Consider the following 20,425-nt stretch of genomic DNA (forward strand, 5'->3'; position numbering starts at 1 on the left):
GCTCGGCTGCGGCCTGAGCCGTTCGCGGCTTACGTAATTCAAGGATGATCCGATGAACTGGATTTCCGAAGTCGTCCGTCCGCGCATCAAGACGCTGTTCAAGCGCGAGACCCCGGAGAATCTCTGGATCAAGTGCCCGGATTCCGGGCAGATGGTCTTCCACAAGGATGTCGAGGCCAACGGCTTCGTCATTCCCGGCTCCGACCATCACATGCGCGTCGCCGCCCAGGATCGCCTGCGGCTGACCTTCGACGAAGGCAAGTGGATCGACGTCGCCCTGCCGGAGGCGGTGGCCGACCCGCTGAAGTTCCGCGACGAGAAGCGCTACACCGACCGGATCAAGGACGCCCGCGCCAAGACTGGCGCAACGGACTCGATCAAGGTCGGCTATGGCCGTGTCAAAGGCCTGCCGATGACGGTCGCGGTGCAGGACTTCCACTTCATGGCCGGCTCGCTCGGCATGGCCGCCGGCGAGGCCTTCATCAAGGCCGCCGAGACGGCGCTGGAGAAGAAGACGCCTCTGGTCGTGTTCGCCTGCGGCGGCGGCATGCGCATGCAGGAGGGCATCCTGTCGCTGATGCAGATGCCGCGCACGACCGTGGCCGTGCGGCGCCTGAAGGCAGCGAAACTGCCCTATTTCGTAGTGCTCACCGATCCGACGACCGGCGGCATCACCGCATCCTACGCCATGCTGGGCGACGTCCATATCGCCGAGCCCGGCGCCCTCATCGGCTTCGCCGGCCCGCGTGTGATCGAGCAGACGATCCGCGAGAAGCTGCCGGACGGCTTCCAGCGCGCCGAGTATCTCAAGGAGCACGGCATGGTCGACATGGTCGTGCATCGCCACGATATTCCGGCGACACTGGCGCGGCTCGGCCGTCTGCTGACCAAGCAGCCGCTCCCGGCCGTGAACGCACCGGAACCCGAGCCGCAGCCGGCCGCTGCCTGACCGCCTCCACCCCGGCCGGGAGGCCGGTGTCCGCATGAGCACATCCGACCTTTTGCTGGCGCGCTTCCTCGCGCTGCATCCCAAGCTGATCGACCTCTCGCTCGGGCGCATATTGCGCCTGCTGGAGCGGCTGGGTGACCCGCAGAAGAAGCTGCCGCCGGTGATCCATGTCGCCGGCACCAACGGCAAGGGCTCGACCATCGCCTTCATGCGGGCGATCCTCGAAGCGGCTGGCCTCTGCGTCCATGTCTATACTTCGCCGCATCTGGTGCGCTTCCATGAGCGCATCCGGCTGGGCCAGCCGGGGGGCGGGCGCTTCGTCGACGAAGCCCTGCTGGTCGATGCGCTGGAGCGCTGCGAGAAGGCCAATGCCGGCGATCCCATCACCTTCTTCGAGATCACCAACGCGGCCGCCTTCCTGCTCTTCTCCGAGCACAAGGCCGATGTCGTGCTGCTCGAGGTCGGGCTCGGCGGACGCTTCGACGCGACCAACGTCATCGACCACCCCGCCTGCACGGTGGTGACGCCGGTCTCGCTCGACCATTCCGAGTATCTCGGCGACACCGTCACCAAGATCGCCGGCGAGAAGGCCGGAATCTTCAAGCGCGGCGCCCCGGCGGTGATCGCGCCGCAGGAGCCGGAGCCGACAGCAGTGCTCGAAGCCGCGGCCGAGCGCGTCGGAGCCTCGAAGCTCCTGGTCGGCCTGCAGGACTTCAACGTCCATGAGGACGGCGGGCGGCTGGTCTATGAGGATGGCGACGGCCTGCTCGACCTGCCGCTACCGCGCCTCGCGGGGCGTCATCAGCACATCAATGCCGGCACCGCGATCGCGGCCCTGCGCGCCGCCGGCTATGGCCGCCTGCCGGCCTCCGCGTTCGAGCGCGGCATGACCGAGGCCGAGTGGCCGGCCCGCCTGCAGAGACTGGCGCGCGGCAAGCTCGCCGAGCTCGCGCCGGCCGGAGCCGAGCTCTGGCTCGATGGCGGCCACAACCCCGATGGCGGGCGCGTCCTCGCCCAGGCCATGGCCGATCTCGAGGAGAAGAACCCGGCCCCGCTGGTGATGATCGCCGGCCTGCTCGCGACCAAGGATGCGCGCGCCACGCTCGGCCATTTCAAGGGGCTGGCGCAGGTGCTGTTCGCCGTCTCCATGCAGAACCAGCTCGCGGCGCGCACGGCCGAAGAGGTGGCGGCGCTCGCACGCGAGGCGGGTTTGAAGGCCGAAGTCGCGGGCTCGGTCGAGCAGGCGTTGATGGAGATCGCCCGGCGCGACTGGAAGGCCCCGCCGCGTATCCTGATCTGCGGCTCGCTCTACCTCGCCGGCGAGGTGCTGGCGGCCAACGGCACGCCGCCGGTTTGACCCATCCGCGACGAGAAGCGCCATGCCGATCTCCGAATTGACGACGCTCGGGCTGATCCTGCTCTGCGGGGCGCTCGGCGGTTGCGTGACCTCGGGCGACAAGGGCGCTGACGGCGTCGACCGCGCGGTCGCGGGTGAGCCGACCTTCATGCAGCAGACTTACATGACCATGGACAAGCGTTGCCGGCAGGTGAAGCGGCCGACCGCCGTGCTGACCCAGAAGCCGCAACATGGCAGCGTCCGGATGCTGACCCGCAAGGCGGCGGCTGTCTATGGCCCGGGCGCTTACGAGCATTGCGACGGCAAGGTCGGCAAGGCGCTCGCCTTTGAATACACCTCCGACCCCGATTATCGCGGCCGCGACGCTTTCGAGGTGCGCGTGCGCTATTCCGATGGCGAGATCCGCCATGGCCGCTATGAGGTCGAGGTCCGCTGAGACCAGGCCCTCAGCGGCGGCCGGTGAAGCCTACCCCCGCCAGGAAGCCGTCGACCTTGCCGCGCCATTGGTCGATCGCGCGGATATAGCGATGCCCGTCCTCGCCGAAGGGCGGCGCCGCGACGAACTCGGCCCGGCCTCCCGCCTCCTGGAAGGCGCGGTGCAATCGGCTGGCGATCTCCGGGCCGAGGAAGCGGTCATTGCTGCTGTAGAGCCAGAGCTGCGGCACGCGTGAGCCGCTGCCATAGCGTGCGGCGGCGGAGACAAGCGCATCCGGAGAGCAGACCTCGCCTGCTTTCAGCGAGCCGCGCCCACCCGCGAAATTGACGACGCCGAGCAGGCCGGGGACGGATTGCGAGGCGGCTGCGAGCGAGCCCCAGCCGCCTGCCGACACCCCCATCAGCACGACGCGGCGCTGATCGGCTTCCGGCCGGGCCAGCACCGCATCGAGCGCCGCGCGAATGTCACGCGCGCTGTTCAGCCCGGCGCGATGGAACTCGGCCCGGTCGCAGGCGCCATAGCCTTCGGCCCAGGCGCCGCCCTCCGTCCCATAGCCGCGCCGGATCGGCACGGCGACCATGACGCCACGCGCGGTGAAATGGCGCGCGACCGCGGCGAGCGTGCCCTTGCCGAACTCCGCCCGTCCGGCCGCATCGCGCGGGCTGCCATGCGACAGCACCAGAACAGGGAAGGGACCGGATCCCGCCGGCCTATGCACGTAGACGGCGATCTGCCGGTCGTCGACGCGCGCCTGCAGCGCCTCGACCGTTTCGGCCACCGCCGCGGGAATCGTGAGCAGGGCGATCAAGCCGGCCGAAGCCAACGCTGCAACGATCCTGCGCATGATCAGCTCCCCAGCCGCGACGTCTCCAATGGATCGCAGCTTCCGCGGGTGACGACAAGGACACGCCCGGCATGGCCTTGCCCGAGCATGACCGCTAGGATCGTGCCCATGACGACAGCGGCATTCGGCAAGGGCAGCCCCGCGGTCTCGCGGATCGGCCAGGGCACCTGGAACATCGAGCGCTCGCCCCGCAGCGAGGCCATCGCGGCGCTGCGGCGCGGGCTCGACCTCGGCCTCTCCCATATCGATACCGCCGAGATGTATGCCGATGGCCGCGCCGAGGAGATCACCGGCGAGGCGCTCGCCGGGCGACGCGACGAGGTCTTCCTGGTCTCGAAGGTGCTGCCGCACAACGCCTCGAAGGCCGGCACGCGCAAGGCCTGCGAGCAGTCTCTGCGCCGGCTCAAGACCGACCGCCTCGACTGCTATCTGCTGCATTGGCGCGGCTCATACCCGCTGGCCGAGACCTTCGCAGCCTTCGAGGAGCTCAGGGCCGAGGGCAAGATCCTGTCCTGGGGCGTCAGCAATTTCGACGTCGCCGATCTCGACGAGGCGCTGCGCGTCGCCGGTTCGGGCAGGATCTCCTGCAACCAGGTACTCTATCACCTGCGCGAGCGGGCGATCGAACACGCGGTAATCCCCTGGTGCGAGCGCAACGGCATCGCCGTCACCGCCTACAGCCCGTTCGGGCAGGATGATTTTCCGGAAGAAGGCTCGCCGCAGGGCAAGGTCTTGGCCGAGATCGCGGCGGCTCATGGTGCGAGTTCGCGCCAAGTCGCGCTCGGCTTCCTGACGCGCAGTCCCGGCGTCTTCGCGATCCCGAAGGCGGCGAAAGCCAGCCATGCGCAGGACAATGCCGGCGCGCTGGAGCTTCGGCTCAGCGACGACGAGATCGCCCGGCTCGATGCAGCCTTCCCGCGCGGTCCGAAACCGCGCGGGCTGCCGATGCTTTAGCTGTCTTCAGCCTACTTCTCGATTCGCCAGACCGTGCGCAGGGCAGCGCTGACAGTGACCTCGCCCGGCTCGACCGAGACCGGCGCGCCAGCGGCGGCCATGCGGTAGGCCCTGACATCGCCCATCGGGCGCACCGGCGGCTCGGCCTCGGCCTCGACGATCGAGACGAGCTCGCCGACCTTGACGCCGAGGCGCTTGGCATAGATCTCAGCCCGGGCGCGCGCCGCTTCCGCCGCCTTGTCGCGGGCCTGGTCCTTGGCCTTGTCCTCGTCGGCGAGGCCGAAGCTGATGCCGGACATGTCGTTGGCGCCGGCGGCGACCAGCGCATCGATCAGCGGGCCGGCCTTGGCGATGTCGCGCACGATTACAGTGATGCCGGTGCGCGCCTCGTAGCCATCGATCTTCGGCGCACGCGGCTGCGGCGAGGACGAGGAGGAAGGCTGCGTCATCCGCGGCGTAAGCGCGATCTGCGAGGTCGAGAGGTCGCCCTGGGCGACGCCGGCGGCCTTCACCGCCTCGATCAGCTTGGCCAGCGCCGGGGTGTTCTTCGACAGCGCCTCAGCCGCGGTCTTGCCCTCGCTGACCACGCCGGCATGGACGGTGGCGAGATCGGGCCTCACCCGGACTTCGCCGGTGGTCTGGATCACGATGCCTTCCGCCGGCGCCAGCGGCCCCGCGGTCTGGGCGTGCACGGGAGCGGCGAGCGCCGCGAGCGCGGCGATGAGCAGGGCCTTCTTGGTCTTCGACATGATCGTCCTTCGCTGGGCAATAGTCCGCGAAAGCGCGCGCCGCTTCCGCGACGCGACCATGCGCAACCTATTGGGGCAGTATCACGACGCCGCGCGTCACCGCGATGCCAGAATCTCCGCCACCTGCGGGATGTCCTTGTCGCCGCGGCCGGAGAGGTTGACGACCATCAGATGGTCCTTCGGCTTCTTCGGGGCGAGCTCGGCGACCCGCGCCAGCGCATGCGCCGATTCCAGCGCCGGGATGATGCCTTCGAGCTTCGAGATCAGCTGGAAGGCCTCGAGTGCCTCCTCGTCCGTCGCCGAGAGATAGGTGGCGCGGCCGATATCGTGCAGCCAGGAGTGCTCCGGGCCGATGCCGGGATAGTCGAGCCCGGCCGAGATCGAATGGGCGTCGTTGATCTGCCCGTCCTCGTTCATCAGCAGATAGGTGCGGTTGCCGTGCAGCACGCCCGGGCGCCCGCCGGTCAGCGAAGCCGCGTGCAGGCCCGACGGGATGCCGTGGCCGGCGGCCTCGACGCCGTAGATCTCGACGCTGGGATCATCGAGGAAGGGGTGGAACAAGCCCATTGCATTGGAGCCGCCGCCGATACAGGCGATCAGCGAATCCGGCAGGCGGCCTTCCATCTCCTGCATCTGCTCGCGCGTCTCCTTGCCGATGATCGACTGGAAGTCGCGCACCATCGCTGGGTACGGATGCGGGCCGGCGACGGTGCCGATGCAGTAGAAGGTCGTCGCGACATTGGTCACCCAGTCGCGCAGCGCCTCGTTCATCGCATCCTTCAGCGTCTTGGTGCCGGATTCGACGGGAATGACGGTCGCGCCCAGCATCTGCATGCGGAAGACGTTCGGCGCCTGCCGGGCGACGTCGACCGCGCCCATATAGACGATGCATTCAAGGCCGTAGCGGGCGCAGAGCGTCGCGGTGGCGACGCCGTGCTGCCCGGCGCCGGTCTCGGCGATGATCCGCTTCTTGCCCATGCGCCGGGCGAGCAGGATCTGGCCGAGCACATTGTTAACCTTGTGCGAGCCGGTGTGGTTCAATTCCTCGCGCTTCAGATAGACCTTGGCGCCACCGAAATGCTCGGTCAGCCGCTCGGCGAGATAGAGCGGCGAGGGCCGGCCAACATAGTGCTTCAGCCCGCTCGTCATCTCGGCCTGGTAGGCGGGGTCGGCCTTGGCGGCGTTGTAGGCCTGCTCCAGCTCGAGGATCAGCGGCATCAGCGTCTCGGCGACGAAGCGGCCGCCGAACTGGCCGAAACGGCCATTCTCGTCCGGCCCGTTCCGGAAGCTGTTCGGAGTGTGCGGCGCGTTCATGCCTGGCCTGCCTTCTTCAAGTCTTCTGCCGCCGCGCGGGCGGCCCTGACGAATTCCGCGATCTTCGCGACATCCTTGATACCCGGTGCGCTTTCGACCCCGGAGGAGACGTCGACGCCGTCCGGCTTCGCGATGCCGATGGCGTTCGCGACATTCGCCGGATCGAGCCCGCCCGATAGCATGAAGCGGAAAGCCGGGTCGAGGTTGCTCAGCAAGGTCCAGTCGAAGGGCCGGCCGTGCCCACCCGGATAGGCGGCGTCCTTGGGCGGCTTGGCGTCAAGCAGAATGCGGTCGGCGATGCCGTGATAGCGCGCGACCTGTTCCAGATCGGCAGCCGTGGCGACGCCGAGTGCCTTCATCACCGGCAGGCCTGTCGCGGCCTTGATCGCGGCGACCTGCTCGGGCGTCTCCTTGCCATGAAGCTGCATCCAGTCCGGCCGCACGATCCGCGCCAGCTCGGCCGCCTGCTCCGGCTCGTAGTCGACGACCAACGCGACGACGATCGTCCTGCCGCGTGCCTGCGCAGCGAGCTCGGCCGCCCGCTCCGGCGTGACATAGCGCGGGCTCTTCGGATGGAAATTGAGGCCGATCATCTCGGCACCCGCGGCGAGCGCCGCCTCCAGCGTCTCCGGAGTCGAGAGGCCGCAGATCTTGATGGGGAAGGCGTCGTCACGGGTCATGTGGGGGCTCTAGCACATAGCCCTTCCCGCCGCACTCGTGACATGATGCCAGTCGAAACGGGCGTGCGGGGGCGAAAGCGGGCGACGAATGGGGCGGCGTTTCTTTGCAGGTCTGGCGGCGTTCCTGCTGATGGCCGGCCTCATCGCGTTGGGCGTCTATCTGTGGAGCCAACCGAGGACGCTGAAGCTCGCGGTCGGCCCCCTCGGCTCCGACGATGCCCGGCTTGCCGCCGCCCTGGTCCAGGGACTCAGCCGCGAAAAGAAGCCGGTGCGCCTGCGTCTCGTCCTGACCGAGGGCTCGGCCGAGAGCGCCAGGAAGATCGATGCCGGCAAGGTCGACCTTGCCATCGTCCGGCCCGACATCGCCCTGCCGGCCAAGGCCGATACGGCACTGATCACCCGCCGCTCCTTCCCCTTCTTCATCGGCTCCAAAGATCTGGGCACCGACCGAATCTCCGGCCTGCGCGGCAAGCGCATCGGCGTGGTGCGTGCACCGAACGGCAATCTCGACCTCTTGAAGCTCGTGCTCTCGCAATACGAGGTGAAGCCGGAGGAGGTGACGATCGTCCCGCTCGGACCGGAGGACGTCCAGGCCGCCATCGCCGAGGGCCATATCGACGTGCTCTTCGCCGTCAATGCGCTCAACGCCCGCGTCGTCACCGAGATCGGCGCGCGTTTGCACCGGGCCTTCGGCGAGCACCCGACCATCATCCCGATCCGCGAGGCCGATGCCCTCGCTGCCCGCAACCACGCGATCGAGTCGGGCGAGATCGTCCGCGGCGCGCTCGGCGGCGATCCGCCGGTGCCGGCCGAGAACCTGCCGAGCATCTCGATCACCTCGCGCCTGATGGCAGCGCAATCGCTCGACGATGCCAGGGTCGGCGAACTCGTCAGCGCCATCCTGTCGCTGCGTGTCACGCTCGCCACCGACCTGCCAGCGATCCAGGGGCTGGAGACGCCTGAGACCGACAAGGATGCGCCGCTCGCCGTGCATTCGGGCGCCGCCGCCTTCATCGACGGCGAGCAGGAGAGCTTCTTCGAGCGCTATGGCGACTGGTTCTATCTCGGCGTGATGGCGCTCTCGCTGGTCGGCTCCGGCGCGGCCGGCCTGTTCGGCGTCGAGAGCGCGGCGCGGCGCAAGCGGGCGATGGCGGATCTGAGCCGCCTGGTCGTCCTGCTCGGCGCAATGCGAACCGCGGCGGACGAGCCCGCGCTGGCGGCGATGGAGCGCGAGGCCGACGCCATCCTCGCCGAGGTGCTGGCGAATTATGCGCGCGGCGACATCGATTCCGGCGGGATCGGCGCCTATCGCTTCGCCATGGACCAGCTTGGCCGTGCCGCAGCCGAGCGGCGCATCGCGCTGCTGGAAACTGCAGCCGAGTGATCAAGCTTTATTCCTGCCGCAAAGGCGGGGCATGCGGATGGCGCGGCCGCTCCGACAGCTTCGAGACCCCTATGACCTCTGCCTTCGCCTCGCTCGCCCTCGGGACCTTGCTGGCACTCTCAGCTGCCGTCCCACTTCGGGCCCAGGCGCCCGAAAACTGGCCGCAGGTGAAATGCGACCGCTGGCGCAGCGCCTATGACGAGGCGCTCAAGCGCATCGGCAGGAAGGGGCTCGGGTCGGAGTTCCTGTCCGGCAACGAGGCCTTCATCGCCTCCGGCTGCCAGAATCCGCCCGACGTCTGCCCGCGCAGCGCCGAGGAACTCAACTTCGCCAATGTCATGGTAATGGCGGGCATGAATGCCGGGGTCTCCTCGACCTTCATGCCCTATGCCTGCCGGAGATCCTGACCCGGCTCTAGAGCAGGGACATGTGCAGGCCGGTCCCGGCGACGACACCGTCGGCGACGGCGAGCGCAACGCTGTGCCGGGCGGTCGCGGCATCGCCCGCTGCATAGATGCCGCGAACGCTCGTCTGCTTCATGCCATCGACGCGCAGCAGCGGGCCGAACGGGCCATCGTCAAAGGCGCAGCCGAGGTCCTCCGCCAGCGGGCTCGCGGGGCAGATGCCGCCGGCGACGAACAGCGCCTTGACCGGCGCGAGCCGACCGTCGGCGAGGCGCAGGCCAGCCATGGCCGTCCCCTCGCCCTCGGCCGCAACGACCAGTGCGCGCTCGACTGTGACGCCACGCCGCTCCAGCAGGGCACTCGCCTCGGCATCAGGCTCGGCCTCGCCATTGAGGAACAGTGTGACCTCGCCCCAATCGGCGACGAGCGCCGCCTTCAGGGCCGAGAACGAACCGCTCGCCAGCACGCCGAGCTTGCCGCCGCCGAGCTCGTAGCCGTCGCAATAGGGGCAATGCAGCACGCTCTTGCCCCAGCGCTCCCTCAGGCCGGGGATGGTGGGCAGCTCGTCGCGCACGCCGGTTGCGAGCAGCAGGCGGCGCGTTCGGTGCTCACCTCCGCTGGAATCGGCGACGCTGAACCCGTCTTCCGCGCCTCCGGCCTCGCTCGCCCGTGCATCCCGCCAGGTCACGGTCGGATAGGCCAGGAGCTGCTCCCTTGCCTCGGCGACGATCGCCGCCGGCTCGCGCCCGTCCTGGGCCAAAAAGCCGTGGGAATGGCTGGAGAAGCGGTTACGTCGCTGACCTTCGTCGATCACCAGGATGCGGCGGCGCGCCCGCGCCAGCTGGAGGCCGGCCGAAAGTCCGGCGAAACTGCCGCCGACGATGATCGCGTCATAAGGCTTGGTGCTTGGCATGGACCTGTCTCCGTTCGTCGAAGCGGCGGCTGAAATCCGCCGCGAGATCGGACAGCCGCACCCGGTCGAAATGGCCGGCGAGCAGCGCCTCGGCCTCGGCGAAGGCCTCGCCCAGCGCAGCGTTCACCGCCTGCTCGACCAGGCATTGCGGGTTCTCGCTGCGATGGCCGAGCGCGATCAGCGCGGGCTCGCCGAGCGCACGATGGACGTCGCCAAGCGTGATCGCATCGAGCGCACGCGCCAGCGTCCAGCCGCCGCCATGCCCCTTTTCCGAATGCACCAGCCCGGTTTCCCTGAGGCCCGCCATGGTGCGGCGGATCACGACCGGATTGGTGCCAAGGCAGGCGGCGAGCTCTTCCGAGGTCATCGGGGCGCCGCGATCGGCCATGTGCAACAGCACGTGCAAGGTGGCTGAGAGGCGGCTGTCCTGTTTCATGTAACCTTCAATGTTACATGATTGAGCGCCTGTCAAGCATACCGTGGAACGCGGACTTCGCCCGGTTGCGGTTGCCCAAACGCCCTCCAGCGTTTATGTGCAGCGCAACGAATTCCAGATTCACGCAACGCACAGGCTGCGCCGGCCGGGCTTTCCCCGCCGGCTCGCGGTCTTGAACCAAGGCCGCTTCCCGCATGTCCATGCGCAATATCGCCATCATCGCCCACGTCGACCACGGCAAGACCACGCTGGTCGACAAGCTGCTGCAGCAGTCCGGTGCCTTCCGCGAGAACCAGCGCGTCGCCGAGCGGGTGATGGATTCGAACGACCTCGAAAAGGAGCGCGGCATCACCATCCTGGCCAAGGCCACCTCGGTGGTCTGGAAGGATACGCGCATCAACATCGTCGACACCCCCGGCCACGCCGATTTCGGCGGCGAGGTCGAGCGCATCCTCAACATGGTCGACTCGGCGATCGTGCTGGTCGACGCCGCCGAAGGCCCGATGCCGCAGACCAAGTTCGTGGTCTCCAAGGCGCTGAAGCTCGGCCTTCGCCCGATCGTCGCGATCAACAAGGTCGACAAGCCCGACGCCCGCGTCACCGAGGTGATCAACGAGGTCTTCGACCTCTTCGCCGCGCTCGACGCCACCGACGAGCAGCTCGACTTCCCGATCCTCTACGGCTCGGGCAAGCAGGGCTGGATGGCGCCGTCGCCGGAAGGCCCGCAGGACCAGGGCCTGGCGCCGATGTACGACCTGATCCTGAAGCATGTGCCGGAGCCGCGCATCGAGGAGGGGCCGTTCCGGATGATCGGCACGCTGCTCGAGGCCAATCCCTATCTCGGCCGCATCATCACCGGCCGCGTCGTCTCGGGCACGGCCAAGCCGAACCAGAACATCAAGGTTCTCTCGGGCGACGGCTCCACGGTCGAAACCGGCCGCATCACCAAGATCCTGGCCTTCCGTGGGCTGGAGCGCACCCCGATCGAGGAGGCGATTCCCGGCGACATCGTTTCGATCGCCGGTCTGGTCAAGGGCTCGGTCGCCGACACCTTCTGCGATCCGTCGATCGATACCCCGATCAAAGCCCAGCCGATCGATCCGCCGACGGTGTCGATGACCTTCATGGTCAACGATTCCCCGCTCGCCGGCACCGAGGGCGACAAGGTCACCACCCGCGTCATCCGCGACCGCCTGTTCAAGGAGGCCGAGGGCAATGTCGCGCTGAAGATCGAGGAAGCCTTCGACAAGGACAGCTACATCGTCTCCGGCCGCGGCGAATTGCAGCTCGCCATCCTGATCGAGACCATGCGCCGCGAAGGCTTCGAGCTCGGCGTCTCGCGTCCGCGCGTCGTGCTGAAGCGCGACGAGGCCGGCCAGCTGCTCGAGCCGATCGAGGAGGTCGTGATCGACGTGGACGAGGAGCATTCCGGCGTCGTCGTGCAGAAGATGTCCGAGCGCAAGGCAGACATGCTGGAGATGCGCCCCTCCGGCGGCAATCGCCTGCGCCTCGTCTTCCACGCCCCGACCCGCGGCCTGATCGGCTATCAGGGCGAGCTGCTCACCGATACGCGCGGCACCGCGATCATGAACCGGCTGTTCCACGACTACCTGCCTTACAAGGGCGAGATCGGCGGGCGTCGCAACGGCGTGCTGATCGCGATGGAGACCGGCGAGGCCGTCGCATACGCGCTCTGGAACCTCGAAGACCGCGGCCCGATGATGATCGAGCCCGGCTGGAAGGTCTATCAGGGCATGATCGTCGGCGAGCACACCCGCGAGAATGACCTCGAAGTGAACGTGCTCAAGGGCAAGAAGCTGACCAACATCCGCACGACGTCGAAGGACGAGGCCGTGCGCCTCACCCCGCCGATCCGGATGACGCTGGAGCGCTCGCTCGCCTGGATCGACGATGACGAGCTCGTCGAGGTCACGCCGAAGTCGATCCGCCTGCGCAAGGGCATCCTCGACCCGAACGAGCGCAAGCGCTCGCAGAAGCAGAAGGCCGAAGTGGCCTGAGCCAGCCCGCCCCGATATCCTGGATGATGCGCGGCCCGGACTTCGTTCGGGCCGCGTTCTTGTCTCAGCGCCTGCCAATGCGGAATGTGGCCCGGCAAGGCCGGCTCGCCTCCGAGACGCTCTCTTAACGACTTCCGGTGATCATCCGCCGGTTGCCGGAACCGTCCGATCGGCAAGGCGTTGGGCGGCCGACCGGGGCGGGATGAGCGCTGTCTCGCGGTTCGGGAGGCCTCCTTGTCCAAGGTCTGGAACTTCATCGTGAAACACCGCGTCAGCATTCAGGATCTCGGCCTGATCCTGGCCGTGGTGCTGGTGCTCGCCTACATCGCCTTCGAGGTCGACATCTTCGTCACGCAAGGCAGCGTGCCGATGGAGCAGAAGCTCGTCGAGCTCGACGAGGCGCTGCTGCTCGGCGGCGTGCTGGCGATCGGCCTGCTGATCTTCGCGGCGCGCCGCTACATGGAGCAGAAGCGCGAGATGGCCCGGCGCATCGCCGCCGAGGGCCGGGCGCGCGAGCTCGCCTATCAGGACCCGCTCACCGGCCTTGCCAACCGCCGCCAGTTCGAGGAAGCGCTGGCGATGGCGGCGGCATCACCGCCGGCCCAGGGGCAGGCGCATGCGGTCTTCCTGCTCGATCTCAACGGCTTCAAGCAGATCAACGACACCTATGGCCACGATGCCGGCGACGAGGTGCTGCTCGCGGTCGCCGAGCATCTGCTGCGCGCAGTCCGTGACGGCGACCTGGTCGCGCGCCTGGGCGGCGACGAGTTCGTGCTGCTCGCCCAGCACCTGATGGGGCCGGAGGCCGCCGCGAACATTGCGACGCGCATCATCAGCGGCCTGGGCGAGCCGATCCTGACCGGCCGGGTCGAGCATCGGGTGGCGACGGGGATCGGCATCGCCTTCCTGCCCGACGACGCGCAGACGACGGCGGAGGCGCTGCGCAAGGCCGATCTTGCGCTCTATCGCGCCAAGGGCGAGCGCCGCTCCGCCTTCCGCTTCTTCGAGGAGGAGATGGATCGCCTGGTGCGCCAGCGCGAGCAGATGGAACGGGAGCTGCGCGAAGCGCTGGAGCAGGACCTGATCAGGCCGCAATTTCGCCCGTCGGTCGATCTCGCCAGCGGTAAGGTGACGGGTTTCGAGGCGGTGCCGAGCTGGATCGTCGATGGAGTCGAGCGCTTCCCGCCGGAGCGCTTCCTGCCCGTCGCCGAAGAGACCGGGCTGATCCACGCCATCGCCAAGCGCATCCTCGACATCGCCTGCGCGGCGGCGCGCGACTGGCCCGACGACATCATGCTGTCGATCGACGTGCTGCCCGCCCAGCTCAAGGACCGCTCGCTCGGCGAAGGCATCCTCGCGGCGATCGGCGCTGCGGGGCTGCAGCCGGCGCGCCTGGAGATCGACATCTCCGAGAGCGCCATCGTCCATGACCTGCATGCCGCCAAGGCGGCGCTGGGCTCCTTGCGGCAGGCGGGCGTCAGGGTCGCTCTCGACAATTTCGGCACGGGCTATTCGAACCTCTACCACATCCGGGAATTCGGCTTCGACAAGGTCAAGATCGACCGCCGCTTCGTCTCCAACATGCAGGACGAGGACGCGGCCAGCGTGGTGCGGGCACTGGCCGGCCTGGGACAGGGGCTCGGCGTCACCGTCAGCGCCGACGGCATTGCAGGGCCGGGCGACGCTGCCCTGCTCGCCTCGGGCGTCAGCGAAGGGCAGAACGCCGCGCAGCTGCTGTCCGCCGATGCCGCGCGCCTGCTCGCTCGCGAGGGACGGGCCCGGCTCGGAGCGCAATGATCGACGCCATCGCCAAGCCGGTCGAGATCCTGCTGATCACCGGCCCGGCCGGGGTCGGCAAATCGACCCTGTGCTGGGAAATGGGCGCGATACTGGCCGAGGCCGGCATCGCCCATGTCGCGATCGAAAGCGATGAGCTCGACCGCGTCTTCCCGAAGCCCGGCGCGGAGGAACTCGCTCTGCTGGCGCCCGGCGCCCGCGATGTCAGCCAGCTCAATCTTGCGGCGCTGTGGCGCACCTATCGCGCCCTCGGCCACAGCCGCCTGATCATGCCCGGCGTGATGCTGCATGTCGCATTCGACAAGCGCTGGATCCTGGCCGCGATCCCCGAGGCCCACATCACCGTGGTGCGCCTGCGCGCCGGCGACGAGAGCTTGCGCCAGCGCATCGACCGCCGCGAGGTCGGGGCAGGCCGCGACGCCCAGATCGAGCGCTCGTTACGCCAGGCGAAGCGCATTGCAGGCGAAGATGCCGCGGGTTTCATCGTCATCGAGACCGATGGTCATACGCCCGCCGAACTGGCTGGCGAAGCGCTCGGCAAGGCCGGCTGGCTGCCCTTCGACACTAAGCATATTGACGATGAGTTCTTTGCGGATTTACAATTATGTAAAGACGCAAGGTGTCGATGACCTCCCCCCTGAACATCCGCAATCCCAAAGCCCATGCACTCGCCAGCAAGCTCGCGAGCCTGCGCAAGGTCTCGATCACGGACGCCGTCGTGGGCGCACTCGAAGCCGAGTTGAAGCGCGAGCAAGCGCAAATCCCGCTGGCCGAGCGACTCGACGCACTGGCGGACCGGGCACTCGCCAAGGCGGGCAAAGGCGGGCGCGAGGTCGGCGAAGAGGAGCGCGACGCGCTCTGGACCCGCTGATGTTCGTCGACACCTCCGTCTTCGTCGCGATCCTGTGCAAGGAGCCGGAGGCCGCTCTGTTCTCGGCCAAGCTGGAACGAGCACAGACGCGCTTCACCTCGCCGCTGGTGCGCCTCGAAGCCTGCATGGTGCTGGCGACACGGATGGCGCGAGACCCGGTCGATGTCGAAGCCGATTTCGACGCGTTTCTCGATATTGCCGATGTCTCGGTGATGCCGATCACCGATGCGATCGCGCGCGAAGCGGTCGCCGCCTTCCAGCGTTACGGGAAGGGCCGGGGTGCGCCGGCGCAGCTCAATCTCGCCGACTGCATGTCCTATGCTTGCGCCCGCGTTGCGGGGGCTCCGATCCTGTTCAAGGGCCGCGACTTCTCCCGCACCGATCTCGATCTCGCCTGAACAGCCGTCCAAGAGGGGTTTTCCATGCAGTTCCGCAATCTCGGCCGCTCCGGCCTGCGCGTCTCGCTCGTCGGCCTCGGCTGCAACAATTTCGGCGGCCGGATCGACCTGGAGGCGGCGCGCAAGGTCGTCGACGCCGCGATCGAGCACGGCATCACCCTGTTCGACACCGCCGACATGTACGGCAATCGCGGCGGCTCGGAGCTGGCGCTCGGCGAACTGCTCGGCGCCCGCCGCAAGGACATCGTGCTCGCCAGCAAGTTCGGCATGAACATGGACGACGCCGGCGTGAAGAAGGGCGGCTCGCGCCGCTACATCATCGAGGCGGTCGAAGCCTCGCTGAAGCGGATGAAGACCGACTGGATCGACCTCTACCAGCTGCACCGGCCCGACCCGCTGACGCCGATCGAGGAGACGCTGCGCGCCCTCGACGACCTCGTCCGCCAGGGCAAGGTCCGCTATATCGGCTGCTCGAACCTGCCGTCCTGGCAGGTCGCCGATGCGCATTGGACCGCGAAGACGCTCGGCCTCGAAGGCTTCGCCTCGGCGCAGGACGAGTACAGCCTGCTGGTGCGCGGCGCCGAGAAGGAGCTGATCCCGGCTCTCGATCATTTCGGCATGGGGTTGCTGCCCTATTTCCCGCTCGCCAACGGCCTGCTCACCGGCAAGTACCAGCGCAATGCCCCGATGCCGGAAGGCGCACGCATGACTCGCGAGGCGCAGCGCGCCGGCGAGGTGCTGACCGAGGCGAACTGGGCCAGGACCGAGAAGCTCGCCGCCTTCTGCGAGGCGCGCGGCAAGACGCTGCTGGAACTCGCCTTCTCCTGGCTCGCCGCCCAGCCGGTCGTCTCCAGCGTCATCGCCGGCGCGACGAAGCCAGAGCAGGTCGCCGCCAACGTCAAGGCGGCGGACTGGGCGCTGACACCGGAGGAGCTCGCCGAGATCGACGCGATCACGCGCTGAAATCGGCCGCGAGAGCGCCTCAAAGACGCCCAACGGCACAGCCAAAGCATTAACCTTGTCTCCCTGCCCATGCGACGGGGCGCGGAGGCTGTTGTCAAAACCCTGCGCCTGGGGTTCCCTTGCGCAACCGCAGCTGAGGCCGCTGATTTCGTGATGCGCATCGCCCATCTCCTGGCGTTCGCCTTTTCCCTGATCGCCTTGCCCGCGCTGGCGCAGGACAAGCCGGCTGCCGCGCCGCAGCCGGAGCCGATGCGCATCGTGCTGACGCGCAGCGCCGAGCCCTGCGAGCCAGACTGCCGTGAATGGCTCGCCGCCCAGGGGGCGATCACCAAGGACACGCCGGCCGAACTGCGCCGTGCGCTCGCCGAATTGAACGGGCGCAAGTTGCCGCTGCTGGTCTACTCGACCGGCGGCACGGTCGAGGCGGCGATCGCGATGGGCGAGCTCGTCCGCAAGAGCGGCCTCGACATCGCCGTCGCCCGCACCGTCTTCAGCCAGCGCGAGCCGGCACTCGGCACCATCGACGAGCGCAGCCCGCTCTGCGCCTCGGCCTGCACCCTCTTCCTCGCCAGCGGCGTGCGCCGGATCATCCCGCCGCAATCGCGCATCGGCGTGCACCAGCAGACCATCGTCGAGACCGAGACGACGACGGTGCGCGACTACAGGGTTGTGCGCGGGCGCAGGGAACTGGTCGACGAGAGAACCGAGACGCGGACGGTCAAGCAGGAGCAGGCGACCGGCGAGATCGACGCCAAGATGAGGCGCTACCTCGACGCCATGGGCCTCGACCGTTCCTTCATCGAGGTGACGGTGTCGACGCCGGCCGACACGATGCGATACCTCAAGCCCGACGAGATGCGCGCGACCACGATCGCGACCCAGATCGGACCCGCCGCCCTTGCCTTCGAGGACCTGCGGCCCGCATTGGCCCCCGCTCCCGGCTCTTCGCGGAGCCTGAGCGCGGCACCCGTGCTGCCGGCGACGCTGGTCGCGCCAGCGACCCCGATCGGCTCGGTCGAGCTCGGCCCGCATCGCGGCGGCAGATTGCGCCTCGCCTTGTCCGTCAGCGAAGGGCGCTATCAGCAGACCACCGCCCTGCAGATGCGGCTGCTGTTCGGCGATGCGCCGATCCCGACGCGGCTGCGGACGGTCACGCTGACCTTGCCGGGCGGTCCGCCGATCATCGCGCAGAACGAGGACGGCAGCGCCCCCGACGGGCCGATGAGCGCCGATGTCCTGCGCGAGACCTTGTGCGGCCTGACCGATCGGACCGCGGTATCGCTGAAGATCGATCCCCCGGCGGAAGACGGCACCCCTTCGACCTGGCAGCGCAGCGGCACCGCGGCCGAGCTGCTGCGTCTGCCGGCGCTGCGCTCGGCGATCTGCCGCTGACGGGCGCTTGACCAAATCCCATCCGGAACCAATCGCTCCCCGGCAGGCGCAATCGATTACATGCGCGCGATGCGTGCAGTTCAACCTGCCTTCAATGTGTGCTTGACGCGCCCGAGCCGATACGCTCACCTTCCCTCCAATCCGACGCGCAGCACGAAAGCGCGCGGCCGCAAACGAGGGAGAAACGCCGTGTTGAGACGCCATTTTCTCGCCGCGGGCCTCGCGCTCGCGGCTTTCGGTAGCGCTTATCCAGTTTTCGCCCAGAGCAAGGGCCCGGTGGTCGGCGTCAGCTGGTCGAACTTCCAGGAGGAGCGCTGGAAGACCGACGAGGCCGCAATCAAGGCGGCGATCGAGAAGGTCGGCGGCACCTATCTCTCGGCCGACGCGCAATCCTCGCCCGCCAAGCAGCTCACCGATGTCGAAAGCCTGATCGCACGCGGCGCCAAGGCGATCATCGTGCTGGCCCAGGACGCGCAGGCGATCCGCCCGGCCGTGCAGAAGGCGGTGGACGAGGGCATCGCGGTCATCGGCTACGATCGGCTGATCGAGATCCCGCAGGCCTTCTACCTGACCTTCGACAATGTCGAGGTCGGCCGGATGATGGCGCGCGAGATCCAGAAGGCGAAGCCGGAGGGCAACTACGTCTTCATCAAGGGCTCGAGCTCGGACCCGAACGCCAACTTCCTGTTCCAGGGCTCGATCGAGGTGCTGAAACCGGCGATCGACGCCGGCAAGATCAAGAATGTCGGCGAGGCCTATACCGATGGCTGGCTGCCGGCCAACGCCCAGCGCAACATGGAGCAGTTCCTGACGCGCAACGCCAACAAGGTCGACGCCGTCATCGCAGCCAATGACGGCACCGGCGGCGGCGCCATCGCGGCGCTCGCCGCGCAGGGCCTCGCCGGCTCGGTGCCGGTCTCCGGCCAGGACGCCGACCGCGCCGCCCTCAACCGCGTCGCCTTGGGCACCCAGACGGTGACGATCTGGAAGGATGCGCGCGAGCTTGGGCGCAATGCCGCCGAGATCGCGATCAAGCTCGCCGGCGGCGCCAAGCTGACCGAGGTCGCAGGCGCGACCGCCTGGGACCAGGGCCCGAGCAAGGCCAAGATGACCGCGCTGTTCCTGAAGCCGGTGCCGGTGACCAAGGACAATCTCGGCGTCGTGATCGAGGCCGGCTGGGCGCCAAAGGCCGCCGTCTGCCAGGGCGTGGCCGCCGGCAAGGTCAAGGCCTGTGACTGAAAGCGTGCCCGCGCCGGCAGCGCCGTCGCAGGATGCGAAGAGCTTCGCCGATCATCTGCGCGCCATCGAGTTCGACGCGCGGATGATCGGCATGATCGCCGCCTTGGCGGTGATCTGGCTCGGCTTCAACTGGCTCTCGGGCGGCGCCTTCCTGACGCCGCGCAATCTCTGGAATCTCTCGGTCCAGACCGCTTCGGTCGCGGTGATGGCCTGCGGCATGGTGCTGGTGATCGTCACCCGCAATATCGACCTCTCGGTCGGCTCGATGCTCGGCTTCGTCGGCATGGTCACCGGCCTCGTCCAGGCGCAACTGCTCCCCGGCCTGCTCGGTTTCGAGCACCCGGCCACCTGGCTGATCTCGATCGCCGCCGCGATCGCGCTCGGCGGGCTGATCGGCCTGTTCCAGGGCGCGCTGATCGCCTATCTCGCCATCCCCTCCTTCATCGTCACGCTCGGCGGCCTGCTGGTCTGGCGCGGCGGCGCCTGGTGGGTGACGCAGGGCCAGACCATCGCGCCGATGGATTCACGCTTTCGTCCGCTCGGCGGCGGCATCGAGGGCGCGATCGGTACCACCGCCTCTTGGGTGATCGGCATCGTCATCTGCGCGCTGATCGTCGCGGGGATCGCCTTCGCCCGGCGCCGGCGCAAGCGCTACGGCTTCGCCCTGCGCCCGCTCTGGGCCGAGATCGTGCTCGCCGCGCTCGCCTGCGGCACGGTGATCGGCGCGGTCGCGATCGCCAACGCCTATGCCCTGCCGGCCGGCGTCGCCCGCCGCCTCGTCGAGGCGAAGGGCGGCACCTGGCCCGAGGGCGGGCTCGTCATCGGCCATGGCCTCGCCGTGCCGGTTCTGCTCGCCCTCGCGGTCGGCGTCGCCATGAGTTTCCTGGCGCGGCGTTTGCGCTTCGGCCGCTATGTCTTCTCGATCGGCGGCAATCCCGAGGCGGCCCAGCTTTCCGGCGTCAACACGCGCAAGGTGCTGATGCTGGTCTACGGGCTGATGGGCATGCTGGTCGGCATCGCCGCCTGCATCTCGACCGCCCGCCTCAATGCCGCAACCAATTCGGCCGGCCAGCTCGACGAGCTCTATGTCATCGCCGCGGCGGTGATCGGCGGTACCTCGCTCGCCGGCGGCGTCGGCACCATAACCGGCGCGATGCTGGGCGCGCTGGTGATGCAGTCCCTGCAATCGGGCATGGTGCTGATCGGCGTCGATACGCCCCTGCAGAATATCGTCGTCGGCATCGTGCTCGTCCTCGCCGTCTGGCTCGACGGGCTCTATCGCAAGCGGCTGGGTTAGCGGGATGAGCGCGGCAAACTCCCCTGTCAT

The 20,425-nt window shown here is 68.4% G+C and carries 21 protein-coding genes; 15 read left to right on the forward strand and 6 right to left on the reverse strand.

The annotated features are described in order from the left end of the window. Positions 1 to 52 precede the first annotated feature (52 nt). Genes accD through AC3WLC_RS23630 form a run of 3 tightly spaced genes read left to right on the forward strand, consistent with a single transcriptional unit; the run spans position 53 to position 2,742 of the window. Positions 53 to 949, forward strand: a complete 897-nt coding sequence (gene accD, locus AC3WLC_RS23620; RefSeq protein ID WP_493686355.1) for an acetyl-CoA carboxylase, carboxyltransferase subunit beta — start codon at positions 53 to 55, stop codon at positions 947 to 949. Between the two features lie 34 nt (positions 950 to 983). Then, positions 984 to 2,306, forward strand: coding sequence for a bifunctional folylpolyglutamate synthase/dihydrofolate synthase (locus tag AC3WLC_RS23625; protein ID WP_493686356.1), 1,323 nt, complete (start codon positions 984 to 986; stop codon positions 2,304 to 2,306). 22 nt (positions 2,307 to 2,328) lie between these two features. Further along, a complete protein-coding gene (locus tag AC3WLC_RS23630; protein WP_493686357.1) occupies positions 2,329 to 2,742 on the forward strand; it encodes a hypothetical protein in 414 nt (137 codons plus the stop codon). A 10-nt stretch (positions 2,743 to 2,752) separates the two neighbouring features. On the opposite strand, the gene AC3WLC_RS23635 is transcribed toward AC3WLC_RS23630, so the two are convergent. After that, positions 2,753 to 3,586, reverse strand: a complete 834-nt coding sequence (locus AC3WLC_RS23635) for an alpha/beta hydrolase family protein (RefSeq protein WP_493686358.1) — start codon at positions 3,584 to 3,586, stop codon at positions 2,753 to 2,755. A gap of 108 nt (positions 3,587 to 3,694) precedes the next feature. Here AC3WLC_RS23635 and AC3WLC_RS23640 point away from each other — a divergent pair, with 108 nt between their 5' ends. Then, the gene (locus AC3WLC_RS23640; RefSeq protein ID WP_493686359.1) at positions 3,695 to 4,540 is read left to right on the forward strand and encodes an aldo/keto reductase; all 846 of its coding nucleotides are present in this window, start codon (positions 3,695 to 3,697) and stop codon (positions 4,538 to 4,540) included. Positions 4,541 to 4,551: 11 nt separating this feature from the next. Here the strand turns inward: AC3WLC_RS23640 and AC3WLC_RS23645 are convergent, their stop codons facing one another. The 3 genes from AC3WLC_RS23645 to AC3WLC_RS23655 form a co-directional block, all read right to left on the reverse strand. After that, positions 4,552 to 5,289 carry an SIMPL domain-containing protein gene (locus AC3WLC_RS23645; RefSeq protein WP_493686360.1) on the reverse strand — a complete coding sequence of 246 codons (738 nt, stop codon included), beginning with the start codon at positions 5,287 to 5,289 and terminating at the stop codon, positions 4,552 to 4,554. A gap of 96 nt (positions 5,290 to 5,385) precedes the next feature. Beyond that, positions 5,386 to 6,603 carry a tryptophan synthase subunit beta gene (gene trpB, locus AC3WLC_RS23650; RefSeq protein ID WP_493686361.1) on the reverse strand — a complete coding sequence of 406 codons (1,218 nt, stop codon included), beginning with the start codon at positions 6,601 to 6,603 and terminating at the stop codon, positions 5,386 to 5,388. After that, a complete protein-coding gene (locus tag AC3WLC_RS23655) occupies positions 6,600 to 7,283 on the reverse strand; it encodes a phosphoribosylanthranilate isomerase (RefSeq protein WP_493686362.1) in 684 nt (227 codons plus the stop codon). The genes trpB and AC3WLC_RS23655 overlap by 4 nt, the downstream gene beginning before the upstream one ends. A 130-nt stretch (positions 7,284 to 7,413) precedes the next feature. On the opposite strand from AC3WLC_RS23655, the gene AC3WLC_RS23660 reads away from it, so the two are divergent. Beyond that, positions 7,414 to 8,667, forward strand: coding sequence for a TAXI family TRAP transporter solute-binding subunit (locus AC3WLC_RS23660; RefSeq protein WP_493686363.1), 1,254 nt, complete (start codon positions 7,414 to 7,416; stop codon positions 8,665 to 8,667). Positions 8,668 to 8,738: 71 nt separating this feature from the next. After that, positions 8,739 to 9,074, forward strand: a complete 336-nt coding sequence (locus tag AC3WLC_RS23665; protein WP_493686364.1) for a hypothetical protein — start codon at positions 8,739 to 8,741, stop codon at positions 9,072 to 9,074. A gap of 7 nt (positions 9,075 to 9,081) precedes the next feature. On the opposite strand, the gene AC3WLC_RS23670 is transcribed toward AC3WLC_RS23665, so the two are convergent. Both AC3WLC_RS23670 and AC3WLC_RS23675 read right to left on the reverse strand, forming a co-directional pair. Beyond that, positions 9,082 to 9,984, reverse strand: coding sequence for an NAD(P)/FAD-dependent oxidoreductase (locus AC3WLC_RS23670; protein WP_493686365.1), 903 nt, complete (start codon positions 9,982 to 9,984; stop codon positions 9,082 to 9,084). Continuing rightward, positions 9,962 to 10,420, reverse strand: a complete 459-nt coding sequence (locus tag AC3WLC_RS23675; RefSeq protein ID WP_493686366.1) for an Rrf2 family transcriptional regulator — start codon at positions 10,418 to 10,420, stop codon at positions 9,962 to 9,964. Before AC3WLC_RS23675 ends, AC3WLC_RS23670 begins: the two co-directional genes overlap by 23 nt. 194 nt (positions 10,421 to 10,614) lie before the next feature. On the opposite strand from AC3WLC_RS23675, the gene typA reads away from it, so the two are divergent. From typA to AC3WLC_RS23720, 9 genes are all read left to right on the forward strand, one after another. After that, positions 10,615 to 12,438, forward strand: a complete 1,824-nt coding sequence (gene typA / locus AC3WLC_RS23680) for a translational GTPase TypA (protein ID WP_493686367.1) — start codon at positions 10,615 to 10,617, stop codon at positions 12,436 to 12,438. Between the two features lie 234 nt (positions 12,439 to 12,672). Further along, positions 12,673 to 14,235 (forward strand): putative bifunctional diguanylate cyclase/phosphodiesterase, encoded by a 1,563-nt coding sequence (locus tag AC3WLC_RS23685; RefSeq protein WP_493686368.1) that lies wholly within the window; start codon positions 12,673 to 12,675, stop codon positions 14,233 to 14,235. Further along, positions 14,232 to 14,864: an ATP-binding protein gene (locus AC3WLC_RS23690; protein ID WP_493686369.1), complete on the forward strand. Its 633-nt coding sequence runs from the start codon at positions 14,232 to 14,234 to the stop codon at positions 14,862 to 14,864. Before AC3WLC_RS23685 ends, AC3WLC_RS23690 begins: the two co-directional genes overlap by 4 nt. Then, positions 14,861 to 15,106 carry a type II toxin-antitoxin system VapB family antitoxin gene (locus tag AC3WLC_RS23695; RefSeq protein WP_493686370.1) on the forward strand — a complete coding sequence of 82 codons (246 nt, stop codon included), beginning with the start codon at positions 14,861 to 14,863 and terminating at the stop codon, positions 15,104 to 15,106. Before AC3WLC_RS23690 ends, AC3WLC_RS23695 begins: the two co-directional genes overlap by 4 nt. Continuing rightward, positions 15,106 to 15,504: a type II toxin-antitoxin system VapC family toxin gene (locus AC3WLC_RS23700; protein ID WP_493686371.1), complete on the forward strand. Its 399-nt coding sequence runs from the start codon at positions 15,106 to 15,108 to the stop codon at positions 15,502 to 15,504. Before AC3WLC_RS23695 ends, AC3WLC_RS23700 begins: the two co-directional genes overlap by 1 nt. Before the next feature lie 24 nt (positions 15,505 to 15,528). Further along, positions 15,529 to 16,467: an aldo/keto reductase gene (locus AC3WLC_RS23705; RefSeq protein WP_493686372.1), complete on the forward strand. Its 939-nt coding sequence runs from the start codon at positions 15,529 to 15,531 to the stop codon at positions 16,465 to 16,467. Positions 16,468 to 16,620: 153 nt separating this feature from the next. Then, complete coding sequence (locus AC3WLC_RS23710; protein WP_493686373.1) at positions 16,621 to 17,859, forward strand: COG3904 family protein; 1,239 nt, start codon at positions 16,621 to 16,623, stop codon at positions 17,857 to 17,859. 189 nt (positions 17,860 to 18,048) lie between these two features. After that, complete coding sequence (xylF, locus tag AC3WLC_RS23715; protein ID WP_493686374.1) at positions 18,049 to 19,098, forward strand: D-xylose ABC transporter substrate-binding protein; 1,050 nt, start codon at positions 18,049 to 18,051, stop codon at positions 19,096 to 19,098. Beyond that, complete coding sequence (locus tag AC3WLC_RS23720; protein ID WP_493686375.1) at positions 19,091 to 20,395, forward strand: sugar ABC transporter permease; 1,305 nt, start codon at positions 19,091 to 19,093, stop codon at positions 20,393 to 20,395. Before xylF ends, AC3WLC_RS23720 begins: the two co-directional genes overlap by 8 nt. Positions 20,396 to 20,425 lie beyond the last annotated feature (30 nt).

Source organism: Allobosea sp. GW821-FHT03A12, assembly GCF_058986765.1.

Coding starts and splice junctions, on each gene's coding strand:
- accD (WP_493686355.1), top strand. CDS start 53: ATGAACTGGATTTCCGAAGTCGTCCGTCCGCGCATCAAGACGCTGTTC.
- AC3WLC_RS23625 (WP_493686356.1), top strand. CDS start 984: ATGAGCACATCCGACCTTTTGCTGGCGCGCTTCCTCGCGCTGCATCCC.
- AC3WLC_RS23630 (WP_493686357.1), top strand. CDS start 2,329: ATGCCGATCTCCGAATTGACGACGCTCGGGCTGATCCTGCTCTGCGGG.
- AC3WLC_RS23635 (WP_493686358.1), bottom strand. CDS start 3,586: ATGCGCAGGATCGTTGCAGCGTTGGCTTCGGCCGGCTTGATCGCCCTG.
- AC3WLC_RS23640 (WP_493686359.1), top strand. CDS start 3,695: ATGACGACAGCGGCATTCGGCAAGGGCAGCCCCGCGGTCTCGCGGATC.
- AC3WLC_RS23645 (WP_493686360.1), bottom strand. CDS start 5,289: ATGTCGAAGACCAAGAAGGCCCTGCTCATCGCCGCGCTCGCGGCGCTC.
- trpB (WP_493686361.1), bottom strand. CDS start 6,603: ATGAACGCGCCGCACACTCCGAACAGCTTCCGGAACGGGCCGGACGAG.
- AC3WLC_RS23655 (WP_493686362.1), bottom strand. CDS start 7,283: ATGACCCGTGACGACGCCTTCCCCATCAAGATCTGCGGCCTCTCGACT.
- AC3WLC_RS23660 (WP_493686363.1), top strand. CDS start 7,414: ATGGCCGGCCTCATCGCGTTGGGCGTCTATCTGTGGAGCCAACCGAGG.
- AC3WLC_RS23665 (WP_493686364.1), top strand. CDS start 8,739: ATGACCTCTGCCTTCGCCTCGCTCGCCCTCGGGACCTTGCTGGCACTC.
- AC3WLC_RS23670 (WP_493686365.1), bottom strand. CDS start 9,984: ATGCCAAGCACCAAGCCTTATGACGCGATCATCGTCGGCGGCAGTTTC.
- AC3WLC_RS23675 (WP_493686366.1), bottom strand. CDS start 10,420: ATGAAACAGGACAGCCGCCTCTCAGCCACCTTGCACGTGCTGTTGCAC.
- typA (WP_493686367.1), top strand. CDS start 10,615: ATGTCCATGCGCAATATCGCCATCATCGCCCACGTCGACCACGGCAAG.
- AC3WLC_RS23690 (WP_493686369.1), top strand. CDS start 14,232: ATGATCGACGCCATCGCCAAGCCGGTCGAGATCCTGCTGATCACCGGC.
- AC3WLC_RS23695 (WP_493686370.1), top strand. CDS start 14,861: ATGACCTCCCCCCTGAACATCCGCAATCCCAAAGCCCATGCACTCGCC.
- AC3WLC_RS23700 (WP_493686371.1), top strand. CDS start 15,106: ATGTTCGTCGACACCTCCGTCTTCGTCGCGATCCTGTGCAAGGAGCCG.
- AC3WLC_RS23705 (WP_493686372.1), top strand. CDS start 15,529: ATGCAGTTCCGCAATCTCGGCCGCTCCGGCCTGCGCGTCTCGCTCGTC.
- AC3WLC_RS23710 (WP_493686373.1), top strand. CDS start 16,621: ATGCGCATCGCCCATCTCCTGGCGTTCGCCTTTTCCCTGATCGCCTTG.